This window comes from Achromobacter sp. UBA2119 (assembly GCF_002331005.1).
In the GTDB taxonomy this organism is placed as follows: domain Bacteria; phylum Pseudomonadota; class Gammaproteobacteria; order Burkholderiales; family Burkholderiaceae_B; genus Achromobacter; species Achromobacter animicus.
The window spans coordinates 758,203-777,937 of the sequence record NZ_DCYD01000015.1; the positions used below are offsets into that span (position 1 = coordinate 758,203).

General features: G+C 61.2%; 25 protein-coding genes. 16 read left to right on the forward strand and 9 right to left on the reverse strand.

The genetic code is table 11. The features are described 5' to 3' along the window. Positions 1 to 50 precede the first annotated feature (50 nt). The 6 genes from B3098_RS17950 to B3098_RS17970 form a co-directional block, all read right to left on the reverse strand. Positions 51 to 809, reverse strand: a complete 759-nt coding sequence (locus tag B3098_RS17950; RefSeq protein ID WP_152385270.1) for a hypothetical protein — start codon at positions 807 to 809, stop codon at positions 51 to 53. A gap of 510 nt (positions 810 to 1,319) precedes the next feature. Further along, the gene (ligD, locus tag B3098_RS17955) at positions 1,320 to 3,191 is read right to left on the reverse strand and encodes a DNA ligase D (protein WP_313372282.1); all 1,872 of its coding nucleotides are present in this window, start codon (positions 3,189 to 3,191) and stop codon (positions 1,320 to 1,322) included. 130 nt (positions 3,192 to 3,321) lie between these two features. After that, the gene (locus tag B3098_RS29065) at positions 3,322 to 3,741 is read right to left on the reverse strand and encodes a DNA polymerase ligase N-terminal domain-containing protein (RefSeq protein ID WP_312537785.1); all 420 of its coding nucleotides are present in this window, start codon (positions 3,739 to 3,741) and stop codon (positions 3,322 to 3,324) included. A gap of 33 nt (positions 3,742 to 3,774) precedes the next feature. Then, positions 3,775 to 3,957: a DUF3606 domain-containing protein gene (locus tag B3098_RS17960; protein WP_152385268.1), complete on the reverse strand. Its 183-nt coding sequence runs from the start codon at positions 3,955 to 3,957 to the stop codon at positions 3,775 to 3,777. A gap of 308 nt (positions 3,958 to 4,265) precedes the next feature. Continuing rightward, complete coding sequence (locus B3098_RS17965; RefSeq protein ID WP_180098133.1) at positions 4,266 to 4,412, reverse strand: CrpP-related protein; 147 nt, start codon at positions 4,410 to 4,412, stop codon at positions 4,266 to 4,268. An 89-nt stretch (positions 4,413 to 4,501) separates the two neighbouring features. After that, complete coding sequence (locus B3098_RS17970; protein WP_371825606.1) at positions 4,502 to 4,780, reverse strand: hypothetical protein; 279 nt, start codon at positions 4,778 to 4,780, stop codon at positions 4,502 to 4,504. Between the two features lie 127 nt (positions 4,781 to 4,907). On the opposite strand from B3098_RS17970, the gene B3098_RS17975 reads away from it, so the two are divergent. Beyond that, positions 4,908 to 5,108 (forward strand): hypothetical protein, encoded by a 201-nt coding sequence (locus B3098_RS17975; protein ID WP_152385266.1) that lies wholly within the window; start codon positions 4,908 to 4,910, stop codon positions 5,106 to 5,108. A 2-nt stretch (positions 5,109 to 5,110) separates the two neighbouring features. On the opposite strand, the gene B3098_RS17980 is transcribed toward B3098_RS17975, so the two are convergent. Continuing rightward, a complete protein-coding gene (locus B3098_RS17980) occupies positions 5,111 to 5,773 on the reverse strand; it encodes an SOS response-associated peptidase (protein WP_152385265.1) in 663 nt (220 codons plus the stop codon). A gap of 250 nt (positions 5,774 to 6,023) precedes the next feature. Between B3098_RS17980 and B3098_RS17985 the strand changes: the two genes are divergently transcribed. After that, positions 6,024 to 6,350 (forward strand): hypothetical protein, encoded by a 327-nt coding sequence (locus B3098_RS17985; protein WP_152385264.1) that lies wholly within the window; start codon positions 6,024 to 6,026, stop codon positions 6,348 to 6,350. A 142-nt stretch (positions 6,351 to 6,492) separates the two neighbouring features. On the opposite strand, the gene B3098_RS17990 is transcribed toward B3098_RS17985, so the two are convergent. Then, positions 6,493 to 7,341, reverse strand: a complete 849-nt coding sequence (locus tag B3098_RS17990; RefSeq protein WP_152385263.1) for a hypothetical protein — start codon at positions 7,339 to 7,341, stop codon at positions 6,493 to 6,495. A gap of 346 nt (positions 7,342 to 7,687) precedes the next feature. Between B3098_RS17990 and B3098_RS17995 the strand changes: the two genes are divergently transcribed. From B3098_RS17995 to B3098_RS18055, 13 genes are all read left to right on the forward strand, one after another. Further along, entirely contained in the window at positions 7,688 to 8,098 is a 411-nt protein-coding gene (locus B3098_RS17995; RefSeq protein ID WP_152385262.1) for an antirestriction protein, read from the forward strand. Between the two features lie 307 nt (positions 8,099 to 8,405). Then, positions 8,406 to 9,305, forward strand: a complete 900-nt coding sequence (locus B3098_RS18000; protein WP_152385261.1) for an N-6 DNA methylase — start codon at positions 8,406 to 8,408, stop codon at positions 9,303 to 9,305. A 301-nt stretch (positions 9,306 to 9,606) separates the two neighbouring features. Beyond that, positions 9,607 to 10,254 (forward strand): DNA methyltransferase, encoded by a 648-nt coding sequence (locus B3098_RS18005; protein WP_057287135.1) that lies wholly within the window; start codon positions 9,607 to 9,609, stop codon positions 10,252 to 10,254. Next, positions 10,251 to 10,505, forward strand: a complete 255-nt coding sequence (locus B3098_RS18010; RefSeq protein ID WP_152385260.1) for a hypothetical protein — start codon at positions 10,251 to 10,253, stop codon at positions 10,503 to 10,505. The genes B3098_RS18005 and B3098_RS18010 overlap by 4 nt, the downstream gene beginning before the upstream one ends. 5 nt (positions 10,506 to 10,510) lie before the next feature. Continuing rightward, positions 10,511 to 10,705 carry a DUF6900 domain-containing protein gene (locus B3098_RS18015; protein WP_152385259.1) on the forward strand — a complete coding sequence of 65 codons (195 nt, stop codon included), beginning with the start codon at positions 10,511 to 10,513 and terminating at the stop codon, positions 10,703 to 10,705. Positions 10,706 to 11,113: 408 nt separating this feature from the next. Continuing rightward, entirely contained in the window at positions 11,114 to 11,437 is a 324-nt protein-coding gene (locus B3098_RS29185) for a ClpX C4-type zinc finger protein (RefSeq protein ID WP_152385258.1), read from the forward strand. A 527-nt stretch (positions 11,438 to 11,964) separates the two neighbouring features. Continuing rightward, positions 11,965 to 12,390 (forward strand): hypothetical protein, encoded by a 426-nt coding sequence (locus B3098_RS18025; RefSeq protein ID WP_152385257.1) that lies wholly within the window; start codon positions 11,965 to 11,967, stop codon positions 12,388 to 12,390. 40 nt (positions 12,391 to 12,430) lie between these two features. Further along, positions 12,431 to 12,880 carry a hypothetical protein gene (locus B3098_RS18030; RefSeq protein ID WP_152385256.1) on the forward strand — a complete coding sequence of 150 codons (450 nt, stop codon included), beginning with the start codon at positions 12,431 to 12,433 and terminating at the stop codon, positions 12,878 to 12,880. A gap of 72 nt (positions 12,881 to 12,952) precedes the next feature. After that, positions 12,953 to 13,102 (forward strand): hypothetical protein, encoded by a 150-nt coding sequence (locus B3098_RS18035; RefSeq protein ID WP_162876433.1) that lies wholly within the window; start codon positions 12,953 to 12,955, stop codon positions 13,100 to 13,102. 26 nt (positions 13,103 to 13,128) lie between these two features. Beyond that, entirely contained in the window at positions 13,129 to 15,114 is a 1,986-nt protein-coding gene (locus tag B3098_RS18040) for a ParB N-terminal domain-containing protein (RefSeq protein ID WP_152385255.1), read from the forward strand. A gap of 164 nt (positions 15,115 to 15,278) precedes the next feature. Further along, positions 15,279 to 15,644, forward strand: coding sequence for a type II toxin-antitoxin system RelE/ParE family toxin (locus B3098_RS18045; protein WP_152385254.1), 366 nt, complete (start codon positions 15,279 to 15,281; stop codon positions 15,642 to 15,644). After that, positions 15,637 to 15,984, forward strand: coding sequence for an XRE family transcriptional regulator (locus B3098_RS18050; RefSeq protein WP_152385253.1), 348 nt, complete (start codon positions 15,637 to 15,639; stop codon positions 15,982 to 15,984). Before B3098_RS18045 ends, B3098_RS18050 begins: the two co-directional genes overlap by 8 nt. A gap of 5 nt (positions 15,985 to 15,989) precedes the next feature. Further along, complete coding sequence (locus tag B3098_RS18055; protein ID WP_217618834.1) at positions 15,990 to 16,280, forward strand: HigA family addiction module antitoxin; 291 nt, start codon at positions 15,990 to 15,992, stop codon at positions 16,278 to 16,280. Positions 16,281 to 17,071: 791 nt separating this feature from the next. Here the strand turns inward: B3098_RS18055 and B3098_RS18060 are convergent. Further along, complete coding sequence (locus tag B3098_RS18060) at positions 17,072 to 17,485, reverse strand: MerR family transcriptional regulator (RefSeq protein ID WP_152385251.1); 414 nt, start codon at positions 17,483 to 17,485, stop codon at positions 17,072 to 17,074. A 68-nt stretch (positions 17,486 to 17,553) separates the two neighbouring features. Between B3098_RS18060 and B3098_RS18065 the strand changes: the two genes are divergently transcribed. Further along, a complete protein-coding gene (locus B3098_RS18065) occupies positions 17,554 to 19,680 on the forward strand; it encodes a heavy metal translocating P-type ATPase (RefSeq protein ID WP_152385250.1) in 2,127 nt (708 codons plus the stop codon). Positions 19,681 to 19,735: the final 55 nt, after the last annotated feature.

Here is a 19,735-nt window from a genome sequence, read left to right on the forward strand (position 1 = left end):
TCGCGGTAATTAAGTATAGGCACACCGACCGGAATCCGAGGAGCTCGCGATTAGCCCGTGAGCTTGGCGTCAAGTGACGAGTGAGGAGCGGGCGAGAGGTCGACTACGATCTTTCTCGACTTCAAATTCAACGGGGCTTGGTAAACGGAGCGATGGCCTTTGAGGTGTCGCTGGCGTGCCAGCAAAACATGAATGAAGCCGGTGCCCACAACACCCCGTGCCCGAGGTTCTTTAATTGTCACTTCGCTCACCAAGCCATGCTTGGAGAATGCACGCGTCAATTTACGCGCTAGGCGTTCAGCGGTCGCCGCGTGTGCCAACAATGTAGAGTCCAACGTCAGCGTTTGTAGCCCGCCCGCGCGGGCCATGGACGCTACGGACTCGAGATCTGCGAAGGCGCCGTCCCATCGGCTCGCGCTGGTCTGATTGCGTGCCCGAAGGGTGTTCAGGTGGATATGCCAGTTCCCGTTGCCGCGATTGGTGACGGTGAGTACGCGGCCGGAGTAGTTGAACACAGCGAACACTGGCAGCGGCGCCAGCAGGAGCAGGACAAGTGCCCAAATAGGGAGCAGGTAAGGCAGCAAAAAAAGTGCGACTGCGATGAAGGAAATCAGAATCGTGAGCAACACATGCTGCAGGCCAATCGGCGACCGCGCGGCCAGGATGAAAGCTCTGCGGCCGATATGCGTCCGGGAAAGCCTCGATGTCAAGAACATGACGGGAGGTTGAAGGGTGTGATGAGCCGCGTAACCGAGAAGTGCGCCGACTACGTAGGCTACAAAGCGAGGAAAACGGAGGAGGGTTGCCACTGGGTGTCCTTTTAGTTTTGACTCCGACATACTATTTCCCAGACGCGGCAAACCCAAGCCAACTTCGAACCGTTTTCAGAAAGATCGCATTTTCCTTGATGTGTGTTCCGCCGCGCCAGGTCGCCCTTTGAGCTCCTCATCAACCGGTGCTTATCTTCGAAGCCGCCAGACAAGCAGACCCCCTGAAGACTCTTGGCGACGGGGAAGCCCGGGCATCGACTGCTAGGGGCAAGTGTTTAGCCGCTAAACACCAAGTCAAAAGACAATCATCTGAACCCGTGGATATGTGGATGATCGCTTCGCGACCACTCGGCTCGCTGCGCTCAACCCGTGGACAACCGCTGATGGACAAACGGTGGACAGGCTGCGCCTGCCCACCGTTTGTCCACAGGGTGTGCCCACCGGCTACCCGAGTTTCACCCACATACCCACCGGCTCCCATTTTCCAGTCATGAGATACAGAAGGTCAAAACAGCAGCTCGACTGACCCGGCAAGGGTGATTGAGCCGCTTAGCGCTTCGCTGGGGTCGGCACGTAATTGATCGCCGCCATCGCCTTGCTGATGGATTGCGGGGTGTAGTCGTTCCAAGGCGAGTTCGCTACGTCCAACCGGTCGTGAATGTTTGAGATCGTCCACTGTGCGCCGCTAGTCACGCTTCCCAACTCGTCCCAGGACAGGGGCACTGATACGCCCAGCCCTGGTCTCGCACGAGCCGACCAGGCCGCAGCGGTTGTCGCACCGAAGCCGTTGCGCAGGTAGTCCACGAAGATCTTGCCCACACGGTTCGTGGGACCGCTCTTGGCCACGAACAGCTGCGGTAGGGTCCGTGCCAAGTGAAGCACCATGGCCGCCGAGAAGCCTTTTACGACGTCCCACTCGTACTGCCGGCGCAAGGGCACGACCACGTGCAAGCCTTTTCCCCCACTCGTCTTCAGCCAGCCCTCCAGCCCTACGCCCTGCAGGAGCACGCGCACCAGCTGCGCTGCCTGTTGAACCGCCTGCCAGCTGACTCCTTCGCCCGGATCAAGGTCGAGGATCAGCCTGTCGGGCTTCTCTATGGCCGTCTTTACCGCGTTCCAGGTATGGAACTCGATGACATTCATCTGCGCGGCCGACATGACCGCGTCTGGAGTAGGGACCTCGAGTAAGGCTGGGTGGCCGGGGTGAAGCCGCTCTGGCAAGGAAGCAACGCCCGGCATTGCGGCATCCAGGTGCTTCTGGAAGAACAACTGGCCCTGGATACCACTCGGGGCGCGTACGAAGGACACGGGGCGACCCTTCAGATGCGTCACCAGGAGAGGTGCAACCAGGCCGTAATAGCGGGCGAGATCGAGCTTCGTCAAACCGGTCGACGGATCAATGACGCGCTCGGGATTGGATAGCTTTCCGGCCTTCGCTCGCGCGATAGGCGATCGCGTTGCGGTTTTCGTCGGCGCCGGCACCGACTCCGGTTCGACCGCGCTGGTTGGCACGGCCCGTTCCCTTGTGATCGCAGGCGCCGGCTTGTCCGTTCGAAGGCCGCGGAACGTCGCGTGGCGGACGTGGCCACCTTCGGTCCATTCCGCGAACGACACCTCGCACACGAGGATAGGCTTCACCCACTGTACGTCGCGCACGGACTTCGGCTTTCCGGCGGTGATTGGAGTGGCCTTCTGGTTCAAAGCACTGAGCGCCTTGTGGATGTCGGCCAGGCCGCGGTCATCGAAGCCGGTGCCTACGCTGCCGGCGTACCGCAACGCGGCGCCTTCATGCACGCCCAGCAAAAGCGCGCCGAAGCCGACTCGGCCACCCTTGGGAGCCGTGTATCCCACGATGACAAACTCTTGGCGCTGCGCGCACTTGATCTTCACCCAATCATCAGTGCGGCTCGATATATACCGCGCCGACTGGCGCTTGGCCATGATTCCCTCCAGACCCATACGGCATGCGGACGCGACCAGGTCTGCGGGAGAGGCCTGGAAGGCCTCGCTAAAGCGGACGATGTCATCCTGGCCTGCAGCGACCAGCTGTGATAGCAGCGCACGGCGTACGCGAAGCGGCTCCCCTCGAATGTCCCGCCCGGCAATATAGGGCAGGTCGAACGCATAGAAGATGATGTTGGCGGTGCGCTTGCCATCGAAGGCGTTCTGCAGCGCCTGGAAACTCGGCACGCCGTTGTCGGCCAGGACGACAATCTCGCCGTCGATCCAGGCTGATCCAACGTTCAGACGCTGGATGGACGCGACCAGATGAGGCAGCTTGTCACTCCAGTCGTGCCCATTGCGGGTAAACATCTGAACCCTCGCGCCTTCGACTCGGGCCATCATCCGGTATCCGTCAAACTTGACCTCATAAAGCCAGTCGTCGCCGTGGCGAGGGACACCATCGACCAGGGTGGCCAACTGGGGCTTCAAGGACTCGGGCAATTCCGCCTGAGAGCCTGGAAGGCCAGACGAAGTGCCCCCGCCGCCCCTACTTGTCCGAACGGCCGGGCGCGTGGGCGGGGTACGAGGGCGCGGGGCAATAGTGGGGTCACTCATGACCGTCTGGTGGAGCCGTCAGGACGAATAGCCACGGCGGGTGCCTTCCTGCGCCTTCGCCCGACATTCGGACTAGTGCCCACCGGCCGTGCAAAAGCAGGCCGCGAAGGCAGAATCGTAAGTGGCCACTACGATATCCCTCTGAATCGCCGACGGAGTACCAAATGCCGGCGTCCCAGGTGTACGCGGGTGCTGGGCTACGAGAGAAAACCGCCGCGCCTTTGGAGAACCGCCTGTAGGGCGCGCACACAGTCGGTTGCTCGACTGCGATGCGCCTTGTTTTGGTATCGGTGGGAACTCCGTTTAGCACCTTCCATCGTCGCGCGAGGCCGCCCCGTGCGAGGACGAGCTCGAACTGTTCGGGCCGTATAAGCGACCGATAGATGACAAATCTGCCACCGTTGCTCACCACCGGAATGCCTCTTCAAAGGTCGTGCGCCGGTTGCTAGGGCTGCGCGGTCAAATGTTTCCGGACTGCGGCCGCAGATACGCCAACGGCTTGCACCGCCGCGCGAAGCTGATCTTCCGTTACGCCCAGTTCCTTCGTCCAATACCGTAGCTCATGGGACTCGTTCACATTGATGCGCGACCGGTCCTGCGCACCCCGTTGATTCAAGTCGTCGGACATGGAAACCTCCTTCGTTGAACAGGTGGGGAGGTTCAGCAAATCACGTGCCTAATTCGACTGTTGCGTCATGGAAGTGTTTAGCTGCTAAACGTTTTGGCTTGCCGGAAGCAGATAGCGATACAAGGTTCAGCAGCTAAACGCCCGCTTTGAGCATCAAATCAAGAGCGCCCCGGTTGGGGCGCTTGGTCTTGACGAACCGGCTAGTTGGTAACAGGCCTGACATTGGATCGCGTCTGCTGGGCGCAGACTCCAAATGGGCTGGCAGATCGTTTGGCCCCGCGGTTGGCCACCTCTCGCTTCCAGCCTTCTTACCAGGCGGTCACGCGCTGAATCCAGTCGCCTGGAGATTCTCCAGTGTGCGCCGGCATCGCAGACGCCTTCAGATATGGGCAATCCAAGAGGCTCAGTCCCTTGCGAGCAGCCTCTGCGCCCCGCTTCTGGATGTCGTCGAGCATGACATACCCTCCAAAAGTTGCGAGCCCCCAGTATGCCTGCTAAACATCGTTTGACTCAATGGTGCGCCGGTACTGGGGAAAGGGTGCTTTTACCTGGGCGCCATCCCCTTGCGCAGCTTTTCCGGCGCTTCCAGTAATTCCCGAACCATCTGCTCTTGCTCGCCGACACACGGTTCGTCGGACAGGATCTCCAACCACTCGTCGTATACGGGCGCCAGCACGCCGGACGGTCGCTTGAAACAGCCCGACAGCTGCTTGGTGCGAAGGATGAAGGAGCGATAGCGCTTGACCTCCTGCAGGAGCGCCAGCACGTCGACATCGCTGATCTTACCGTCCGGGCCGCGATGGCGGTCTTGGATTGCACGCAACTGTTCTACACGGAGCGGGGGATTGAAAGGCATAGCGCTAATAATACTGTATGGACATCCAGTATAAACACGCCTAGAATCCGCACCATATCGCCCCAATTTCCGTGGGCAGCGTGGGACTGTAGCCATGATCGATCCAGAAGATTGGCGCCGTATGGACGACTACTACTGGGCGGGGCCGCCCGGGTGGACCATCTGCCGCGTTTGGGTGGATGGCCTTTACCAGCACGAGCTATGGCACAGCAGGGGAGATACGCCGCGCCTGATCGGCATGCGCGCTTCCTTCGAAGCCGCGCTTGCGTTGTTCGATCACCAGTCTCGCTCCTAACCTCAGATTGGGTCGATGGCGTCTGGCAACTGATACTTCGAATTGCCGACTTCTTGCCGGACCGGATGCCACGTGAAAGCGTCCTCGGGCACGTCTTCGTGCAGCAGATCCCGCGCATCTCTGGCCGAGATTGACGGGTCAATCCAGCGTTGCGCGATGTCCGCAGGCAGGGCGACTGGACGCCGCGCATGGATGTCTACCATTCCGCCCTTGGTGTCGTTGGTCACGATCGCAAAGCCGTGAGCGGCATCCAGCGGCGCGCCCGGCGACCAGGCCGTCAATGCGGCAAAGTAGAGCGGGCCATGACCCTGGCTGTAGTGGGGCTGCTTGGTACCGTCCGCCAGCACGGGCCATTCGTACCAACCGTCCGCCGGCACAAGGATGCGGCCAGCTCCGATGAGAAAGCGCCAAGGCCACCCATTCTTTAGGATGGTCTCCAGCTTGGCATTGCTCATGAAGTGTTTGGAATCGGGACGCTTGTAACCCCAGGGGAGCCTGGCGATGGCCTCGGTGCCTTCAGTCAGGCGATGCAAAGTGAGCGGGCGCGTGCCCGGGGGTATGTTGAATCGCGGCCCCGCTGGGTCCGCGAAGATCTGGCTTTGGTTGGTAAAGATCCGCTCAACGTAGTCCAGCGGACCCGACTTCTGGACGATTCGACCGCACATCGATCACCTCTGTGAATGCAGATGTCCGGCCAGTATAGGCTCGGGCATGCCGTCCTGCAGGAGACCCACCAGGGGGAGAGGGCAGTCTTGCGTCTTTGGCGATTGTGACACGCTGTTCTCGCCGTCAAGTGCTGCGCAACGCCGGCGGCGCCGGCGCCGCTTGCGCCAGGGCCGGCAGGCCACTTGACCGCTCCGCTGCAGCGTATCCCAGGATCGCCGGGCAATCCCGCCCGGCACTGGAGATCCAGCAATGCAGCATTCCATCGCGTTCAATACCATCGATCACGCCGTCGGCGCGCTCTTCGTGCAGGATTCCGCTGGCGCGGTGCGCCCGGCCGCGCCGAAAGATATCCTCGCTGCGGCACGTGAGGTCGTCCTGCAGGAGATCCAGCAGGGCCAACACATGGATTCGCCAAAGCGCGTGCGCGAGTTCCTGCAGCTGCGCCTGAACCTCAGTCTGGAGCACGAAGTGTTCGGCATCATGTACCTGAACCCGCGCGCCGCCAACGTCCTGGACCACTTGGTCGTGGCCGGCAGCAGGATCGTCTCGTTCGCAGAGAAGGGCATCATGCCCTGACCTGCAGTGCCGGGCCTGGCGCTGGTGTCAGGTCCGAGGCCCAAATTCGCCCAGCTGTGCATCCAGGCAATGGAATTTTCGACTCATGGTTATGGAAGCATGCCATATGTCTAGTGGGAAAGTAATGTCAGTGCACCCCATCTCAAGAAGATTGCGTGCGCAGCTTAAGCAGCACGCTCACTGCTTTCGTGAGCTCGGCTTCGTCCTTTGTCACCTGAGCTACCGCTTCTGCTAGGTTACCCAATACCACCCGTACGCTCTCAGCCCGTTCAAGACACTCCTCGTCCGTCATATTGTGGACGCCATGGCTCAGTGCTGCGTGTAGCAATTTCAAAGGACTATGGCCTTGGATGAGTAGCTGTTCGGGCATGACATCTTTCGCCATTTCCAGCGACTTCGAAAACTGAGTCTCCGCCGCCGCAGCCCGAAGTACCTCCAATTTTCCCGCCTCCATCTTTAACTTTCCTGCGGCGGCGATGATTCCGTCGAAGATCTTTGCACGCTGCATCTCCACCACTCGCCGATAGTAGGAGAATGCGCCAACGCCTAAGCCCTGGTTTTCACAACGGCGCCCTTTTAGAAAGGTCTCTCGTTCGGGGCCGATCAATGACATAAGTTTTGAAGGGACCGGAGGACCGTACGGCGGTCGTTCTCCCACCTTTGAAACTACCGCGGCCTTGGTGTCGGTACGAATCACTTCCAAGATAAAAACTCTTCGTGTGTCACCGCAATTTGCACAGTGGTAAGCGAGTCGCGGGTACGAGGGGATAGAAGCGGAGACATCTCTATCGCATTCGTCCGTCGCTAGTTCAAAGTACCGTTCACCGTTGCACAACTTGCCTTCGCAGTGCATAAGCAAGTCGTCGGGCGCTTTGAGCTGATATCCAAGCCCTGGATAATAGTCAAGGGCTTCGTTAATGAAGCCTGCCGTGCCCGGGGGACGTTTTAGCAAGAGCGTGTTTATTGAAAGTTCGCTTGGTTGTGTCGTCATGGTTAATTTGCCTGCGGCTCCTGAGGAGTTTGACGGGTCCGAATTCGCATTTGGATCATACTGCCGCGGCATTACGGGATGGACCGCCTCATAAGCGGAAGCGGAATCACGTTTTTTGCAGAGTAGGGCCAGCTCGTGTGATCCGCAACGCCGGGCCTGGCGCTGGTGTCAGGCCTTGGGCGCATCTTTGCCCTGCGCGCACCGCGGGCAAGGGGCTTTCGCGGCATATAGCCGCTCGCTGCGCTCGCTTTATATTCCACGTCCCCTTGCCCCCGGCGCTTGTTCCGCAGGGCGCCAGTGCTCCCGTCCCGCCACCCGGCCGGGCCCTACTTCTGAGGAGCACGACATGACCCAAGCCACTCTTTCCGTCGCACGCCTGGTTCCCGATGGCGATCGCATGGACTTTCTGCCCAAGGCGTTCGGGCGCCGCCTGATGTTGCGCGGCGAGATCAGTGTCTACAACTGGCTCGACCGTCTTTCGAAGGAGTACGCGGGCGGCTATTGGCACTACTACGACATCCCGAACGGCTTCTACATGGCGCCGGCCGACTACGACAAACTTCGCATCGAATGGCCGATGAACTGGTGCGATCGCACCATGTCGGCAGACGCTGCCGGCATCGTGGCCACGCTTTACGCCCTCTGCGAATTGTGCGGTCAGTATCCCAGCGACAACCTGGTCGAGAAGTACCACGCCCTGCGCGACTTCGCCGGCGAACACGCCGAGGCAAACGCCATCTTCGCGGCGATCGATTGACGCCATCCCGGCCCGCTTCGGCGGGCCTTTTTTCTTCTGCGCGCAATTAGGCCATCGTCGCTCAGCCCCTGCTAAGCGGCGCTGCACGGGAACGCGTGCGCTTCGAACGAAGACCGTTGAAAGCCATACGGGGTGGCGGGTCTGCTTTCCCGGTCAGGATGCCACGTCGTTCTCGCGTTCAAGTGCGGCGCGCTACCGGCTGTGCCGCCAGCGCTTGCGGCCGCGGCCGTCTTCGACACTTGAGCGCTGCGCTGCGCCGTGCCTCTCAAGTTCCGGGCATTCCCGCCCTGGCAACCGGAGAGACCACATGGCCAAAACTTCAAATGCACAACAGCGTCGCTTTCTGAACAACACCGACGCCCACCAGAAGGAGATTGTCGGCCTGCTGCGCCAAGTCGCGTACACCCGTGGTATCGATCGCGTCTGGAGCGATTGGGTGGAGATTTGCGCGATCGCATTGGCCCGTGCGGACCTCGCGCAGCGCGACGTGCGCGAGCAGCGCTACCTTCAGGTGATCGCTCAGTATGAGCGGGCCGAACTCGACCTGCTCGTGCAGGCGTTCGCGCACCTGGTGATGTCCTACGAACTACGCGTTGAGGCGGCAGACTTTGGCGATGTCCTGGGAAGCACGTTCATGATGCTGGACATGGGCAACGCAGGCGCCGGGCAGTTCTTCACGCCGTACGAGGTGTCGCGCCTGATGGGCAACATGATGATGGGCAACTGCCAGGCGCTGGTCGACAAAACGAACGCGCAGGGGTTCGTACGGGTACTGGAGCCGGCCTGCGGTGCCGGCGGCATGTTGATCGCAGCTGCGCACGCGCTGCACGATGCGCAACTGAACTATCAACAGTGCATGCACGCGACCGCGATCGACATCGATCAACGCTGCGTGCACATGACGTTCATCCAACTCGCGCTGCTGCACGTGCCGGCGTTGGTTATTCACGGCAACGGCCTGACAGGCGAGTGCCGCGAGCAGTGGTTTACGCCTGCCCATATCCTGGGCGGCTGGCGCGCGCGGCTTCGCCGTCGCGAAGCGGAAGAGGGCGCTCGAGCGCTCCTGCAGGCGCCGGCGGACATTGACGAGGTCGATGTCGACCAGGTCGCGGCCGACAGTACATCGGCCGAGATCGATGCGCCGCTGCTGGCCATTCCGAAGGCCATCCGCCAAGCTGCTGCCGCTGGCCAGATGTCGCTCTTCTAGCGAGGTTGCAGTGGCCCCTGTCGGGGCCTGGCGCGCCGGCGACGCGCCATCTTCGGCACATGCAGACCAACAAGCACTGCACGGAGCACACAGTCGCATCCCCCTCCCGCACGGACGACCGGGCCGCGGCGCGCGCGGCTTTGTAGCCGCGGCCCATCTTCAAGGGCTTTCGCGGCATAAACCGTTCGCTGCGCTCACTATTTATTCCACGTCCCTTGACCGCGCTCTCATGGGCTGCGCCCGCATGCCCCGTGCAGTGCAATGCAGATCGGCTGACATTGCTGCACGCAAGGAGCCAACCATGAGTCGTGTTGTCCTGGGCGATTGCCTGTCCGTTCTCCCCACCTTGCCCGATCGCTGCGTCGATCTGGTTCTGACCGATCCGCCATACCTCGTCAACTACGTGGACCGCTCCGGCCGGAGCATCGCCAACGATCGTACCGACGAATGGCTGGCGCCGGCGTTTGCACAGATGTTCCGCGTCCTTCGCGATGACGCCTTCTGCATTTCGTTCTACGGCTGGAACCGCGTAGACCGATTCTTTGCCGCCTGGCGCGCCGCCGGCTTTCGCGTCGTCGGCCACCTCGTGTTTGCGAAGCAATACCAATCTAAGGCGCGATTTCTGGCGTATCAGCACGAGTCGGCCTACTTGCTGGCCAAGGGTCAGCCGGCGCTGCCGGCCGAGCCCTTGCCGGACGTCATGCCATGGAAGTACAGCGGCAACCGCCACCACCCGACGCAAAAGCCCGTCGAATGCTTGGCGCCGCTGATTGAGTCGTTTAGCCGCCCGCGGGACATTGTGCTGGACCCGTTCGCCGGCTCCGGTTCCACGTGCGTCGCCGCCCGCCAGGTCGGCCGACGCTTCTACGGCATCGAAATGGACCCGAAGTATCACGCCGCCGCGACGCAACGCCTGCAACTCGCCCGTCAAGAAAGGATCGCAGCATGAGCCGGGACGACAACGCAATGACGCAAGGGTTGATCGCCTTCCTGCAGGGCTACGGACGAAACAACCCTGATGGCCTGTCGGCCATTGCCAAGTACGGTGCTTGGCCGGCATTGGCCGCCCGCGAAAACGAGCGCCGCATGGCAGCGCTTATCGAATCCCTGCCGCTGGATGAAGTGCAGGCAATTGCCAGGTCAGAAATCGACCTCAACGCACTCGCCCGCCAGGTGCTGGGCGAGCTAGACACGGAGTGAGCCCCATGGCCATGGTTGAACTTTCCATGGCGGCTCGCGCCGCCATTGCCGACATTGCCAGCCGCCTTCTGAATCTGGAGACGTTGGATTGCCCCGCAGGCGCCAAGCTGGAACTTTACGAGGTGTCTATTTGCCGGTTGCGCGCGGCTTTAGAGGCCGCGTACTTGGCCGGCATGGTGGACCATCATCGCCGAGGGTAGAAAACACGGCGCCGGCATACGCCGGCGCTATGTACTAAAGCGCTCCGCCTCCCGCTACTTGTTTCATGAAGCCAACAGTGATTCCCTCTTGGACTGCTCTGCGAGTTGATGTTTCATTGGCGAATACTTTATCGGCCCCGCCGACACACATGCAACAACCGTTGGCGCCGATCTTTACTTCCGCTCTGAACCCTTTGGCGTCTGCCGAGCGAACAATCCTATACGTGGCCCGGACACCGTGGATAACCATCGTGCCTTCCAAAATTCTCCTCCGATTGGAAACTTTGGCTGCTTTTTTTTTTCGAGAATGCCACGAAAGAAAGCGCACGCCAGTAGGATAAACACGCATCCCGACTGCCTCCGCTTGTGCTAGATTGCGTGCCTCGCGACCCTTGGCACGGTGCCGACATGGATGAGCCGAAGAAGAAACGCCGGACCAAGGAGCGGCCGCCAGTGCTGCACTGCTCGTTTTGCGATAAGTCCCAGCACGAAGTGCGAAAGCTGGTTGCCCGGGGTGACAACGATCAGGTCACGATCTGCGACGAGTGCATTGAAATGTGCATCGGGATCATCAACGAGCAGTCGTTGGTAGAAGCCGAGCATCGTCCGAAAGAATTATTTGACTACATCGTCCGCCAGCATCAACTCATCGATCAGGCGCGGGATCGGGCAAACAAGGCCCTAGATCGTCTGAACGTTTCGCTGCCGCCGTCGACGGATTCTCAGCACTAAGTTGATGGTATTCGGCCTGGCCTGAACGCCGGCGCCGGTCGTTTTCAGATCCAGAGTTCACCCCTGGGCGTGCCCCTACGCCTGCGGCTGCGGGTCGGGCTCTCGCGCTTCGCGTTGAGCCTGGCCAACACCGCCAGTCTCACCCCCTTCGGGGCTTCCATCCTTCCCTCCCTCCGGTCGGCTCACGCCTTCGCGCCTGCCGGCGCTGCGCGCTGTCGCTTGCGGGCCGCCTTGCGGCCAGTATGACCCGCGCTGCGCGCGGGTAGGGCGCTCGGCGCGCGCCTGGCTTTGGTGTCGCCGCCCTGTCTCTCGCAATGCATCCGTCCCCGCGAGCCCTGTCCTAAAACGCCGACCGTACCACTGCGTTCCTCCCTCCAAGGGTCCGGTGCTCACCCGTTCGGTGCTCGCCTACGGCTGCGCTCCGCATGCGGCCTCTGCTCCGGCCCTTTCCAGTCGTCCCTCCGCGGTCACGGACGGCACGGACAGGCCTCACAGGAACGGATGCGAACAACGCGGAGGGAAAGACCATGAACAACCAAATCCAACAAACCCACGCTCGGACGACTTCTTCAGGATCGGGTGGCGTGCGACCTCTCTTTTTGGAGCAAACGAACATGAACGACCACGCGACGCTGAATACCAACATTGTGGCCTTGGCGATAGAGAAATTGCTCGGTGCGCAGGCGCGTCAAGACCGGCGCGGCGTGGACGTGCTGGATATGTGGATTCGGTCGCAAGATCGGCACCGCGAAGAGGTCCGCAAGCTGCTGTGGACGCGGGCAATGGACATGGCCTTCAGCCTGGGCGAAGAAGAATGCAAGGCAGGCCACGAACAGACCGACATGCCCGCGCTGTTGGCAGACGTGCCCGTTCTGGTCGGAGCTTGGACAAGCGGCTGGAACTTCGCCAAGAAGTTGAGCGGCGGGCACGTCCTGGCGCTCGCTGCCAAGTAACCCCTCGACAACCCATCCGCGCAACGAAAGGAGGCTTTCCATGAACGCACCCCAAGAACAGGACACGACCGATACGACTATCGTCCTTTACACCGTCCTGGGAGGCGCTGAATGCGCCTTGACCAAAGCCGCCCTGGCGCAGCGCGGCGTTCAGTACGCCGAACGCAGCGCCATGGATTACGGGACCGCGCTGGCTCGTAATGGCTTTGATTTTGCGCCCGTCGTGACTGTCGCAGTTGAAAACGAGTTCGTTGCTTGGACTGGCCATCGCCCCGACCTCATCGAACTCTTGGCCGACCTGTTGGATACCGGCGTGGTCGACGCGGACGGGTTGCGCGACAGAGAGACGGCCGAGGAAGCCGTTTTGACGCGGTTGCAGGTAGTGCTGCAACTGCGCGACCACCAAGCAAACGCCCAAGACTTCTTTGCCGACCATGGCGATCAGCCGCTGTATCGCGGGCGCGACCTGCTGAACTGGCTCGGCTACTAAACGAAAAGCCCCTACTCGGCTGCAACCGATAGGGGCTTGCACCTCGACCCACCCGTCAAAAGGAGAACCGTGATGAACCACGACTTTATCAGATTGGCGCATGACATGCGCCGCGCCCACCGGCTGGGCCTGAGCTTTCGCATCCCCGCGATGACGATGCGCCAGCTTACCGCCCTCATCGCCGCGCTCGACGCGCCCGAAGTCCCCGCCCAATTGCACTGATCTCGATATCGACCGGAACCCCAATCATGAAACTCGATTCCAACGAACTCGCCGCCGTCCACGCCGCCGCCACGCGCATGGATATCCCTCATTCGCAATTGCGTTTGAGCGAAGCGTATCAAGCGCGTAGCCCGCAGGACCGCAAACAAGACGCAGAAATTCTGGAACTGAAAGCCACCATCCAGGCGATGGGCGGGCTGCTGCAAAACCTCGTTGTCGTCGCAGCGCCGGATGGCTCCTATGAGGTGTGCGCGGGCGGACGGCGCTGGACGGCCCTCGGCCTGCTGATCGAAGACGGCGTTTTTCCCGCCGACTACGCGGTCCCGTGCCTCGTGATCCCAGGCGAATATGCGCACCACGCCAGTCTGATCGAGAACATCGGGCGCAAGGCGATGCACCCGGCCGACGTGTACACAGCATATGCGCGCCTGCGCGCCGACAACTGGACGGTCGCGGCAATCGCCGCCGCGCATGGCGCATCGGAATCGGCCGTAAAGAAGCTGCTGGCGCTGGGCAGCGTGTCGCCCACGCTCATGCAACTGTTCCGCGATGGCAAGATCAAGATGGACGAAATGCAGGCGCTCGCGTCGGTTTCGGACCACGCCCGCCAGGAGGCGGCATGGAAGGCTTCGGCCGGCCAAACCTGGAACCGGGACTACTGCATCCGCCGGTTGCTGGCCGAAACCGAAATGCGCGGCGATTCGCCCGTGGCGCGGTACGTGACCGTCGCAGCCTACGAGAAGGCGGGCGGAGAAGTCCGCCGCGACCTCTTCGAGGACGACGCCTATTTGGCCGACCCGGAAAAGGTGCGCAGCATGGCCGACGCCAAGATGCAGCGTTCCAAACTTTTCAAGGCGGTGCAGGCCGAGGGTTGGTTGTGGGTGGAGTGCCGCCTGTCGTTCGAGCACCCCGACAAGAAGCCCTTTGGCGAGATTCAGCGTTCCTACCAAGAGCCGGACAAGGCCCAAGCCAAGCAACTCGACGGGCTGCAAAAGAAGATCGACGCTGCGCGAACGAAGCTTGCTGAACTGCAAGAAATTGAGGGCTACGACGTCGCCGACCTGGACAAGCGTCGCGGCGTCATTCGCGGCTACGAAGGACAAATTCGGGAGATCCGGGCGGAGCTTTTCGACTACCCGGTTGAACTGAAAGCCCTGTGCGGAGCGATTGTGCACCTGGACTATCACGGCGACTTGACCGTCACCCGTGGCCTGATCCGCCAGGACGAGCGCGAGGCCGTGGCCCAGGTCATGCGCAGCGACGAGGGCCACGGCCAGACGACGGCGGGCGTGGACCTGCCCCCGGTCCTGACGCGCCCCGTGCATTCCGAGGCGCTGACCAACCGACTCCAGGCACAGCGCGTCATTGCCCTACAGGCCGAAATCATGATGCGTCCCACCCTGGCGCTTTGCCTGCTCATCGAGCAGATGCTTGGCGACTTCGACAGCAGCCGCCGAAGCAGCGCCGGAGACTCGTTCGATGTTTCGATGCGGACAGCGCATTACGAGCTGGCGAAGACGGACGAGAGCATCAAGGACAGTCCGGCGTGGGCAGCAGTGCAGGCGCAGATTGAGGCCGTCACGAATCAGATTCCCGAGGACGGTGCGGCTGTACTGCCCTGGCTGTTGGAGCAGTCGCTCACGGACCTACTCGACTTGCTGGCCGTACTGTCCAGCGTTTCGATATACCGCAGCCAAAGCCATTCTTATGGGAAGGAACCCCGGCACCTTGACCGCTTGGGCGAAGTGATTGGCCTGGACATGAGCAAGTGGTGGAAGCCGACCGCGCAGTCCTACCTTGCCCATGTGTCGAAGGATCGAATAGCGGCAGTGGTCACCGAGGCGATGGATGCCGAGCAGGCGAAGCCGCTGCTGGCGATGAAGAAGGCCCAGGCCGCCGCAGCAGCCGAGCAATTGCTGGAAGGGAAGGGCTGGGTGCCTGAACTGATGCGCGTCCAACCCCTTCAGGTCGCAATGGCGGTGGAACACCCGATGGGAGAAATGGAGCCGTAAGTCCCACTCGGGCACCCGGGCGGATGGGGAACTTAGAAGCGAGTGCGGACGGGCGGGCATTGCCCGCCCGTCGGTCGTATGACCATCGATTTTCTCCTGGGTATTCCCTTGATGGAATATTCCCTCTAGGTTATAATCGAGCAAACAACCGAGGCGGGGAACTGATGGTTTGGGAAGTTGAGTTCACGGACGAGTTCGAAGACTGGTGGAACACCTTGTCGGTCAGCGAGCAGGAATCAGTGGCCGCTACGGTCGGCCTTCTGGAGGAAAGAGGCACGTCGCTTGGGTTTCCTCATTCGAGTGGGATAAACGGCTCGAAACACGAACACATGCGCGAGCTTCGGACACAGGCGGGCGGCCATCCGCTGCGCACGCTCTATGCGTTTGATCCCAGGAGAACCGCCATTTTGCTCATAGGCGGTGACAAAACCGGGAAGGACCGCTGGTATGAAGAATTCGTGCCGCGAGCAGACAAGCTGTACGACGATCATTTGGAACAATTGCGAAAGGAAGGGCAGATCAATGGCTAAGAAATTCTCAACGCTCCGCTCGGCCATGTCGCCGGAATCTCAGGCTCGCGCCCAGGCCGCCACGGCCGAAATGCTCCGAGACATGCCGCTCCAAGAATTGCGTCAAGCTCGGGGCCTGTCGCAGAAGGTCCTGGCCGAGATATTGCACGTACAGCAACCGTCCATCGCCAAGATGGAGAAGCGGACGGACATGTACATTTCGACGCTGCGCAGCCACATCGAGGCGATGGGTGGTCAGCTTGATGTGGTCGCCCGTTTTCCGGATGGATCGGTGCGGATCAGCAACTTTTCCGACCTGTCTACTCAGGCCGGTGGGACTGAGCATATGGAGGCCAGATAGCCGTGATCCACAACCCTCCGCATCCCGGCGAAATTCTCCGGCAGGACATTATTGCCCCACTCGGGCTGTCCGTCGCCGAAGCGGCTGACCGGATTGCCATGTCCCGGGTGGCCCTGTCCCGTGTCCTCAACTGCAATGCAGGTATCAGCCCGGACCTCGCTGTCCGGCTGGAACAAGCCGGGGCAAGCACCGCCCAGGCATGGATGACAATGCAGGCCAACTATGACCTCTGGCAAGCGCTTCAGCGTCAACAGCCGCCCGTCAGGCCGCTGGCGTTTCCTGCTGGCATGCACTGACTTTCAACATCCGCCAAAGCAAAAGGCCGCCCTAGGGCGGCCTTTTGCTTTGGATGAACGGCGGGTTTTGATCGGGGCGTCCAGTCCCACCGGCTGCGCCGGTGGGGCCGTCCTTCGGACTTCGTGAGCGTCCCCCGGACGCTCACAGGTGCCCTTAAAGTCCCCGGCGCCAGGGGCGGCGCCGGGCCCCTTAAGGCCACCACACAGGACGCACCCTTCGGGTGCTGTCATCTCTTTGATTATTTTGGGTTTTCCCTGCGGTCGGCCGTTTTCTTTTGTCTGACAACGAAGCACGCACAAATGCCGTGGGCCGCAAGAATGGCCGCTTTACGCGGATTTCTGCTGTATTCATCAGTCCAATTCTCGCCAATTTCGCAGTCCGGCCCTACGTGTTGAGACACCTCTGAGACATACATAAGACGCAAATGGGACACATGTGAGACTGTTGCGAGACACAAATGCGACAGGCGTGAGACAAGGTTGAGACCATATTGAGACAAACGCGCCAACTGATTGCCGGGTTGTGGACTGGAGGAGAGGACTAAGGCCCAAGGACCGAAGCACGAGGCATTTTTTTTCTGCATGCCCAAGTTCAATGAAGTGGTTGGCCCAATCCAAACTTCAGAGATCCGCGATGCCTAACGTGGATAAACCAAATCTCGCCCAGCCTTCTTATTCAAATGGAAACTGGCTTCGAAGTTAATTAACTCTCGACAGCGGCGATGAGGGCGCACACCAGGCTAACCCTTCCCTAGATCCGAGTTCGAGGTTGGATGGGCTGCGATCGGCGGCTAGGCAACAGGGGGAGGCGACAGTGATTCGATGATGCGGCACTCGGCCACGGTACCGCAGCTGCATTGATCGATCAGATTGTCGAGCTCGGATTTCAGGGCCCGAAGGTCTCGGATCTTCTGTTCGACAGCTTTTCGGTGTTCCATCGCTATCTCATCGATGGCGGCGCATGAGCGGGTTTTGTCATCGGATAGCGATAGCAGTGTCCGAACCTGAGTAAGCGAGAATCCCAGGTCACGCGCTTTTCGGATGAAGGCCAGTCGTTGCAGGTGGCTGGGTTCATAGGCGCGGTAATTGCCCTGCGTCCGTTCAGGCGGCGGGAGCAAGCCTTCACGCTCGTAATAGCGGATGGTTTCGATATTGGTGCCGGTTGCCCGTGCGAGGAATCCGATGGTCAGCGGCCGTGCGCTCATAGGTTTGACTCTGTAGTCACTACGGGGTTTATGGTACGCGGATTGTTTAAATCATGTCGAGTTCTGCTATGTCCACCAACAAAGCCCTCAAATTGCGCATCGAGGGAATGGATTGCGGCGCCTGTGCGGTCAAGATCGAAAACGCCATGAAGCGCCTTCCCGGCGTGACGGACATCAACGTCAGCTATGGTCAGGAAAGCCTGGCGCTGTCCTACGACGAAGACCGCAGCAGCCAGCAAAAGATCGAGGCCCAAATCCGCGCGCTGGGCTTCACGCCTGTCAGTCACGACGCAGCCGCGACTGCGGCAAGCTCGGGTGATCAGGATGCGCTGCCATTCTGGCGAACCAAGAAGGCCAGGCTGGTGTGGATGACAGGCTTGGCGTTTGCCGTCGCCTTCATCGCAGCCCAGCTTTTCCCCCAATTCGAGCGCTGGGTGTATTCGGCGGCCGCCATCGTCAGCATCGTGCCTGTCGTGCGCCGGGCATACGCCAGTGCGACCACGGGCACCCCGTTCAGCATTGAAACCCTGATGTCCGTGGCCGCTATCGGCGCGCTTGTCATCGGCGCTGCGGAAGAGGCCGCGGTGGTGATATTCCTGTTTGCGGTGGGTGAACTTCTGGAGACCGTTGCCGCCGGCCGCGCACGTTCCGCCATCAAGGCGCTTATGGATCTCGCGCCGAGACAAGCGCTTCGCGAACAGGATGGCAAACTTGAAACCGTCCCTGTGGAACAGCTCGCCGTAGGCGATGTCGCCATCGTCAGGCCCGGCGACCGGGTTCCGTCTGACGGCGCCGTGCTTGAGGGCATTTCCGAGGTGAACGAGGCGCCGATCACCGGGGAATCCGTGCCTGTGGCAAAGGAGCCTGGCGCGAACCTGTACGCCGGCAGCATCAACGGCAATGGCGAGCTGCGCATGTCGATCTCTCGGACGGCGGCGGACAACACCATCGCCCGCATCATCCACATGGTCGAAGAGGCGCAAGAGTCCAAGGCGCCGTTGGCACGCTTCATTGACCGGTTCAGCAGCGTCTACACCCCGGCGGCGATGGCGGTTTCTCTCCTGATCGCAATCGTTCCGCCACTGCTGTTCGATGGCGACTGGATGACCTGGATCTATCGCGGCCTGGCGACGCTGCTTATTGCTTGCCCGTGCGCGCTGGTCATTTCCACGCCCGCGGCAATCGCTTCAGGTCTGGCCGCCGGGGCTCGCCGGGGGCTGCTGGTGAAGGGCGGGGCGGCTCTGGAGACCTTGGGCAAGATCAAAACCGTTGCTTTCGACAAGACCGGAACACTTACGGAAGGCCGTCCTCGCATCACAGATATCGTCGCCGTCGAAGGAACCGAGGACGAGGTGCTGGCCCGGGCCGCCGCAGTCGAGCGCAAGACCAGCCACCCCTTGGGCGCGGCAATCGTGGAAGCGGCCGAGGCCCGGAACCTGGAGTTGCCGCAGAGTTTCGGGGCGGCGCTCGCCATCCCGGGCAAGGCGGTTACCGCGCGGTTGAAATCGGGATTTGCCTCGGTGGGGTCGCCACGCTATGCCGAGGAACTTGCTCCCATCGAGGATCCGGTTCGCCAGTCCATTTCCAGGCTGGAACAGGAAGGCAAAACCGTGGTCGTGGTGTTGGCCGGCAAGCGTATCAGCGGCCTGATCGCCTTGCGCGATGAACCGCGTGCTGACGCGGCCCAGGCGCTGAAGCGCTTGCTTGGGATGGGGGTGAAGACCGTCATGCTGACGGGCGACAACCGCCGAACGGGCGATGCGATCGGGGCCGCCTTGGGCGTCAGTGTGCAGGCTGAGCTGCTGCCTCAAGAGAAGCTGGCCGCCATCGAAGCGCTGAAGCAAGAGGGCCATGTCGCGATGGTGGGCGACGGGATCAATGACGCACCTGCCTTGGCCACGGCCTCAGTCGGCGTCGCGATGGGCGGTGGCACGGATGTTGCGCTTGAAACCGCGGATGCGGCGCTGCTTCAGAACCGGGTGATGGGCATCGCCAACCTGATCGATCTATCGCGGGTCACGCTCGGCAATATCTGGCAGAACATCGCGCTCGCGCTTGGCCTGAAGGCGATCTTCCTGGTGACGACGGTAATGGGCGTCACGACGCTCTGGATGGCAATCCTTGCGGATACCGGCGCCACCGTTCTAGTGACGGCGAACGCGCTGCGTTTACTGCGTTATCGCGGGCACGATTGACGCCGCCTGCCAGGCCGAATTGGTGCGGCTTCCCAACTTCTACAGACCAAAAGGT

What these genes read in the sequence shown, in the direction of transcription:
- B3098_RS18000 (WP_152385261.1), top strand. Translation starts at nt 8,406, where the DNA reads ATGGCCAAAACTTCAAATGCACAACAGCGTCGCTTTCTGAACAACACC.
- B3098_RS17975 (WP_152385266.1), top strand. Translation starts at nt 4,908, where the DNA reads ATGATCGATCCAGAAGATTGGCGCCGTATGGACGACTACTACTGGGCG.
- B3098_RS18035 (WP_162876433.1), top strand. Translation starts at nt 12,953, where the DNA reads ATGAACCACGACTTTATCAGATTGGCGCATGACATGCGCCGCGCCCAC.
- B3098_RS18065 (WP_152385250.1), top strand. Translation starts at nt 17,554, where the DNA reads ATGTCCACCAACAAAGCCCTCAAATTGCGCATCGAGGGAATGGATTGC.
- B3098_RS18060 (WP_152385251.1), bottom strand. Translation starts at nt 17,485, where the DNA reads ATGAGCGCACGGCCGCTGACCATCGGATTCCTCGCACGGGCAACCGGC.
- B3098_RS17990 (WP_152385263.1), bottom strand. Translation starts at nt 7,341, where the DNA reads ATGACGACACAACCAAGCGAACTTTCAATAAACACGCTCTTGCTAAAA.
- B3098_RS18010 (WP_152385260.1), top strand. Translation starts at nt 10,251, where the DNA reads ATGAGCCGGGACGACAACGCAATGACGCAAGGGTTGATCGCCTTCCTG.
- B3098_RS18045 (WP_152385254.1), top strand. Translation starts at nt 15,279, where the DNA reads ATGGTTTGGGAAGTTGAGTTCACGGACGAGTTCGAAGACTGGTGGAAC.
- B3098_RS18015 (WP_152385259.1), top strand. Translation starts at nt 10,511, where the DNA reads ATGGCCATGGTTGAACTTTCCATGGCGGCTCGCGCCGCCATTGCCGAC.
- B3098_RS18025 (WP_152385257.1), top strand. Translation starts at nt 11,965, where the DNA reads ATGAACAACCAAATCCAACAAACCCACGCTCGGACGACTTCTTCAGGA.
- B3098_RS17960 (WP_152385268.1), bottom strand. Translation starts at nt 3,957, where the DNA reads ATGTCCGACGACTTGAATCAACGGGGTGCGCAGGACCGGTCGCGCATC.
- B3098_RS18040 (WP_152385255.1), top strand. Translation starts at nt 13,129, where the DNA reads ATGAAACTCGATTCCAACGAACTCGCCGCCGTCCACGCCGCCGCCACG.
- B3098_RS18005 (WP_057287135.1), top strand. Translation starts at nt 9,607, where the DNA reads ATGAGTCGTGTTGTCCTGGGCGATTGCCTGTCCGTTCTCCCCACCTTG.
- B3098_RS17995 (WP_152385262.1), top strand. Translation starts at nt 7,688, where the DNA reads ATGACCCAAGCCACTCTTTCCGTCGCACGCCTGGTTCCCGATGGCGAT.
- B3098_RS18030 (WP_152385256.1), top strand. Translation starts at nt 12,431, where the DNA reads ATGAACGCACCCCAAGAACAGGACACGACCGATACGACTATCGTCCTT.
- B3098_RS17980 (WP_152385265.1), bottom strand. Translation starts at nt 5,773, where the DNA reads ATGTGCGGTCGAATCGTCCAGAAGTCGGGTCCGCTGGACTACGTTGAG.
- B3098_RS17965 (WP_180098133.1), bottom strand. Translation starts at nt 4,412, where the DNA reads ATGCTCGACGACATCCAGAAGCGGGGCGCAGAGGCTGCTCGCAAGGGA.
- B3098_RS17985 (WP_152385264.1), top strand. Translation starts at nt 6,024, where the DNA reads ATGCAGCATTCCATCGCGTTCAATACCATCGATCACGCCGTCGGCGCG.
- B3098_RS18050 (WP_152385253.1), top strand. Translation starts at nt 15,637, where the DNA reads ATGGCTAAGAAATTCTCAACGCTCCGCTCGGCCATGTCGCCGGAATCT.
- B3098_RS29185 (WP_152385258.1), top strand. Translation starts at nt 11,114, where the DNA reads ATGGATGAGCCGAAGAAGAAACGCCGGACCAAGGAGCGGCCGCCAGTG.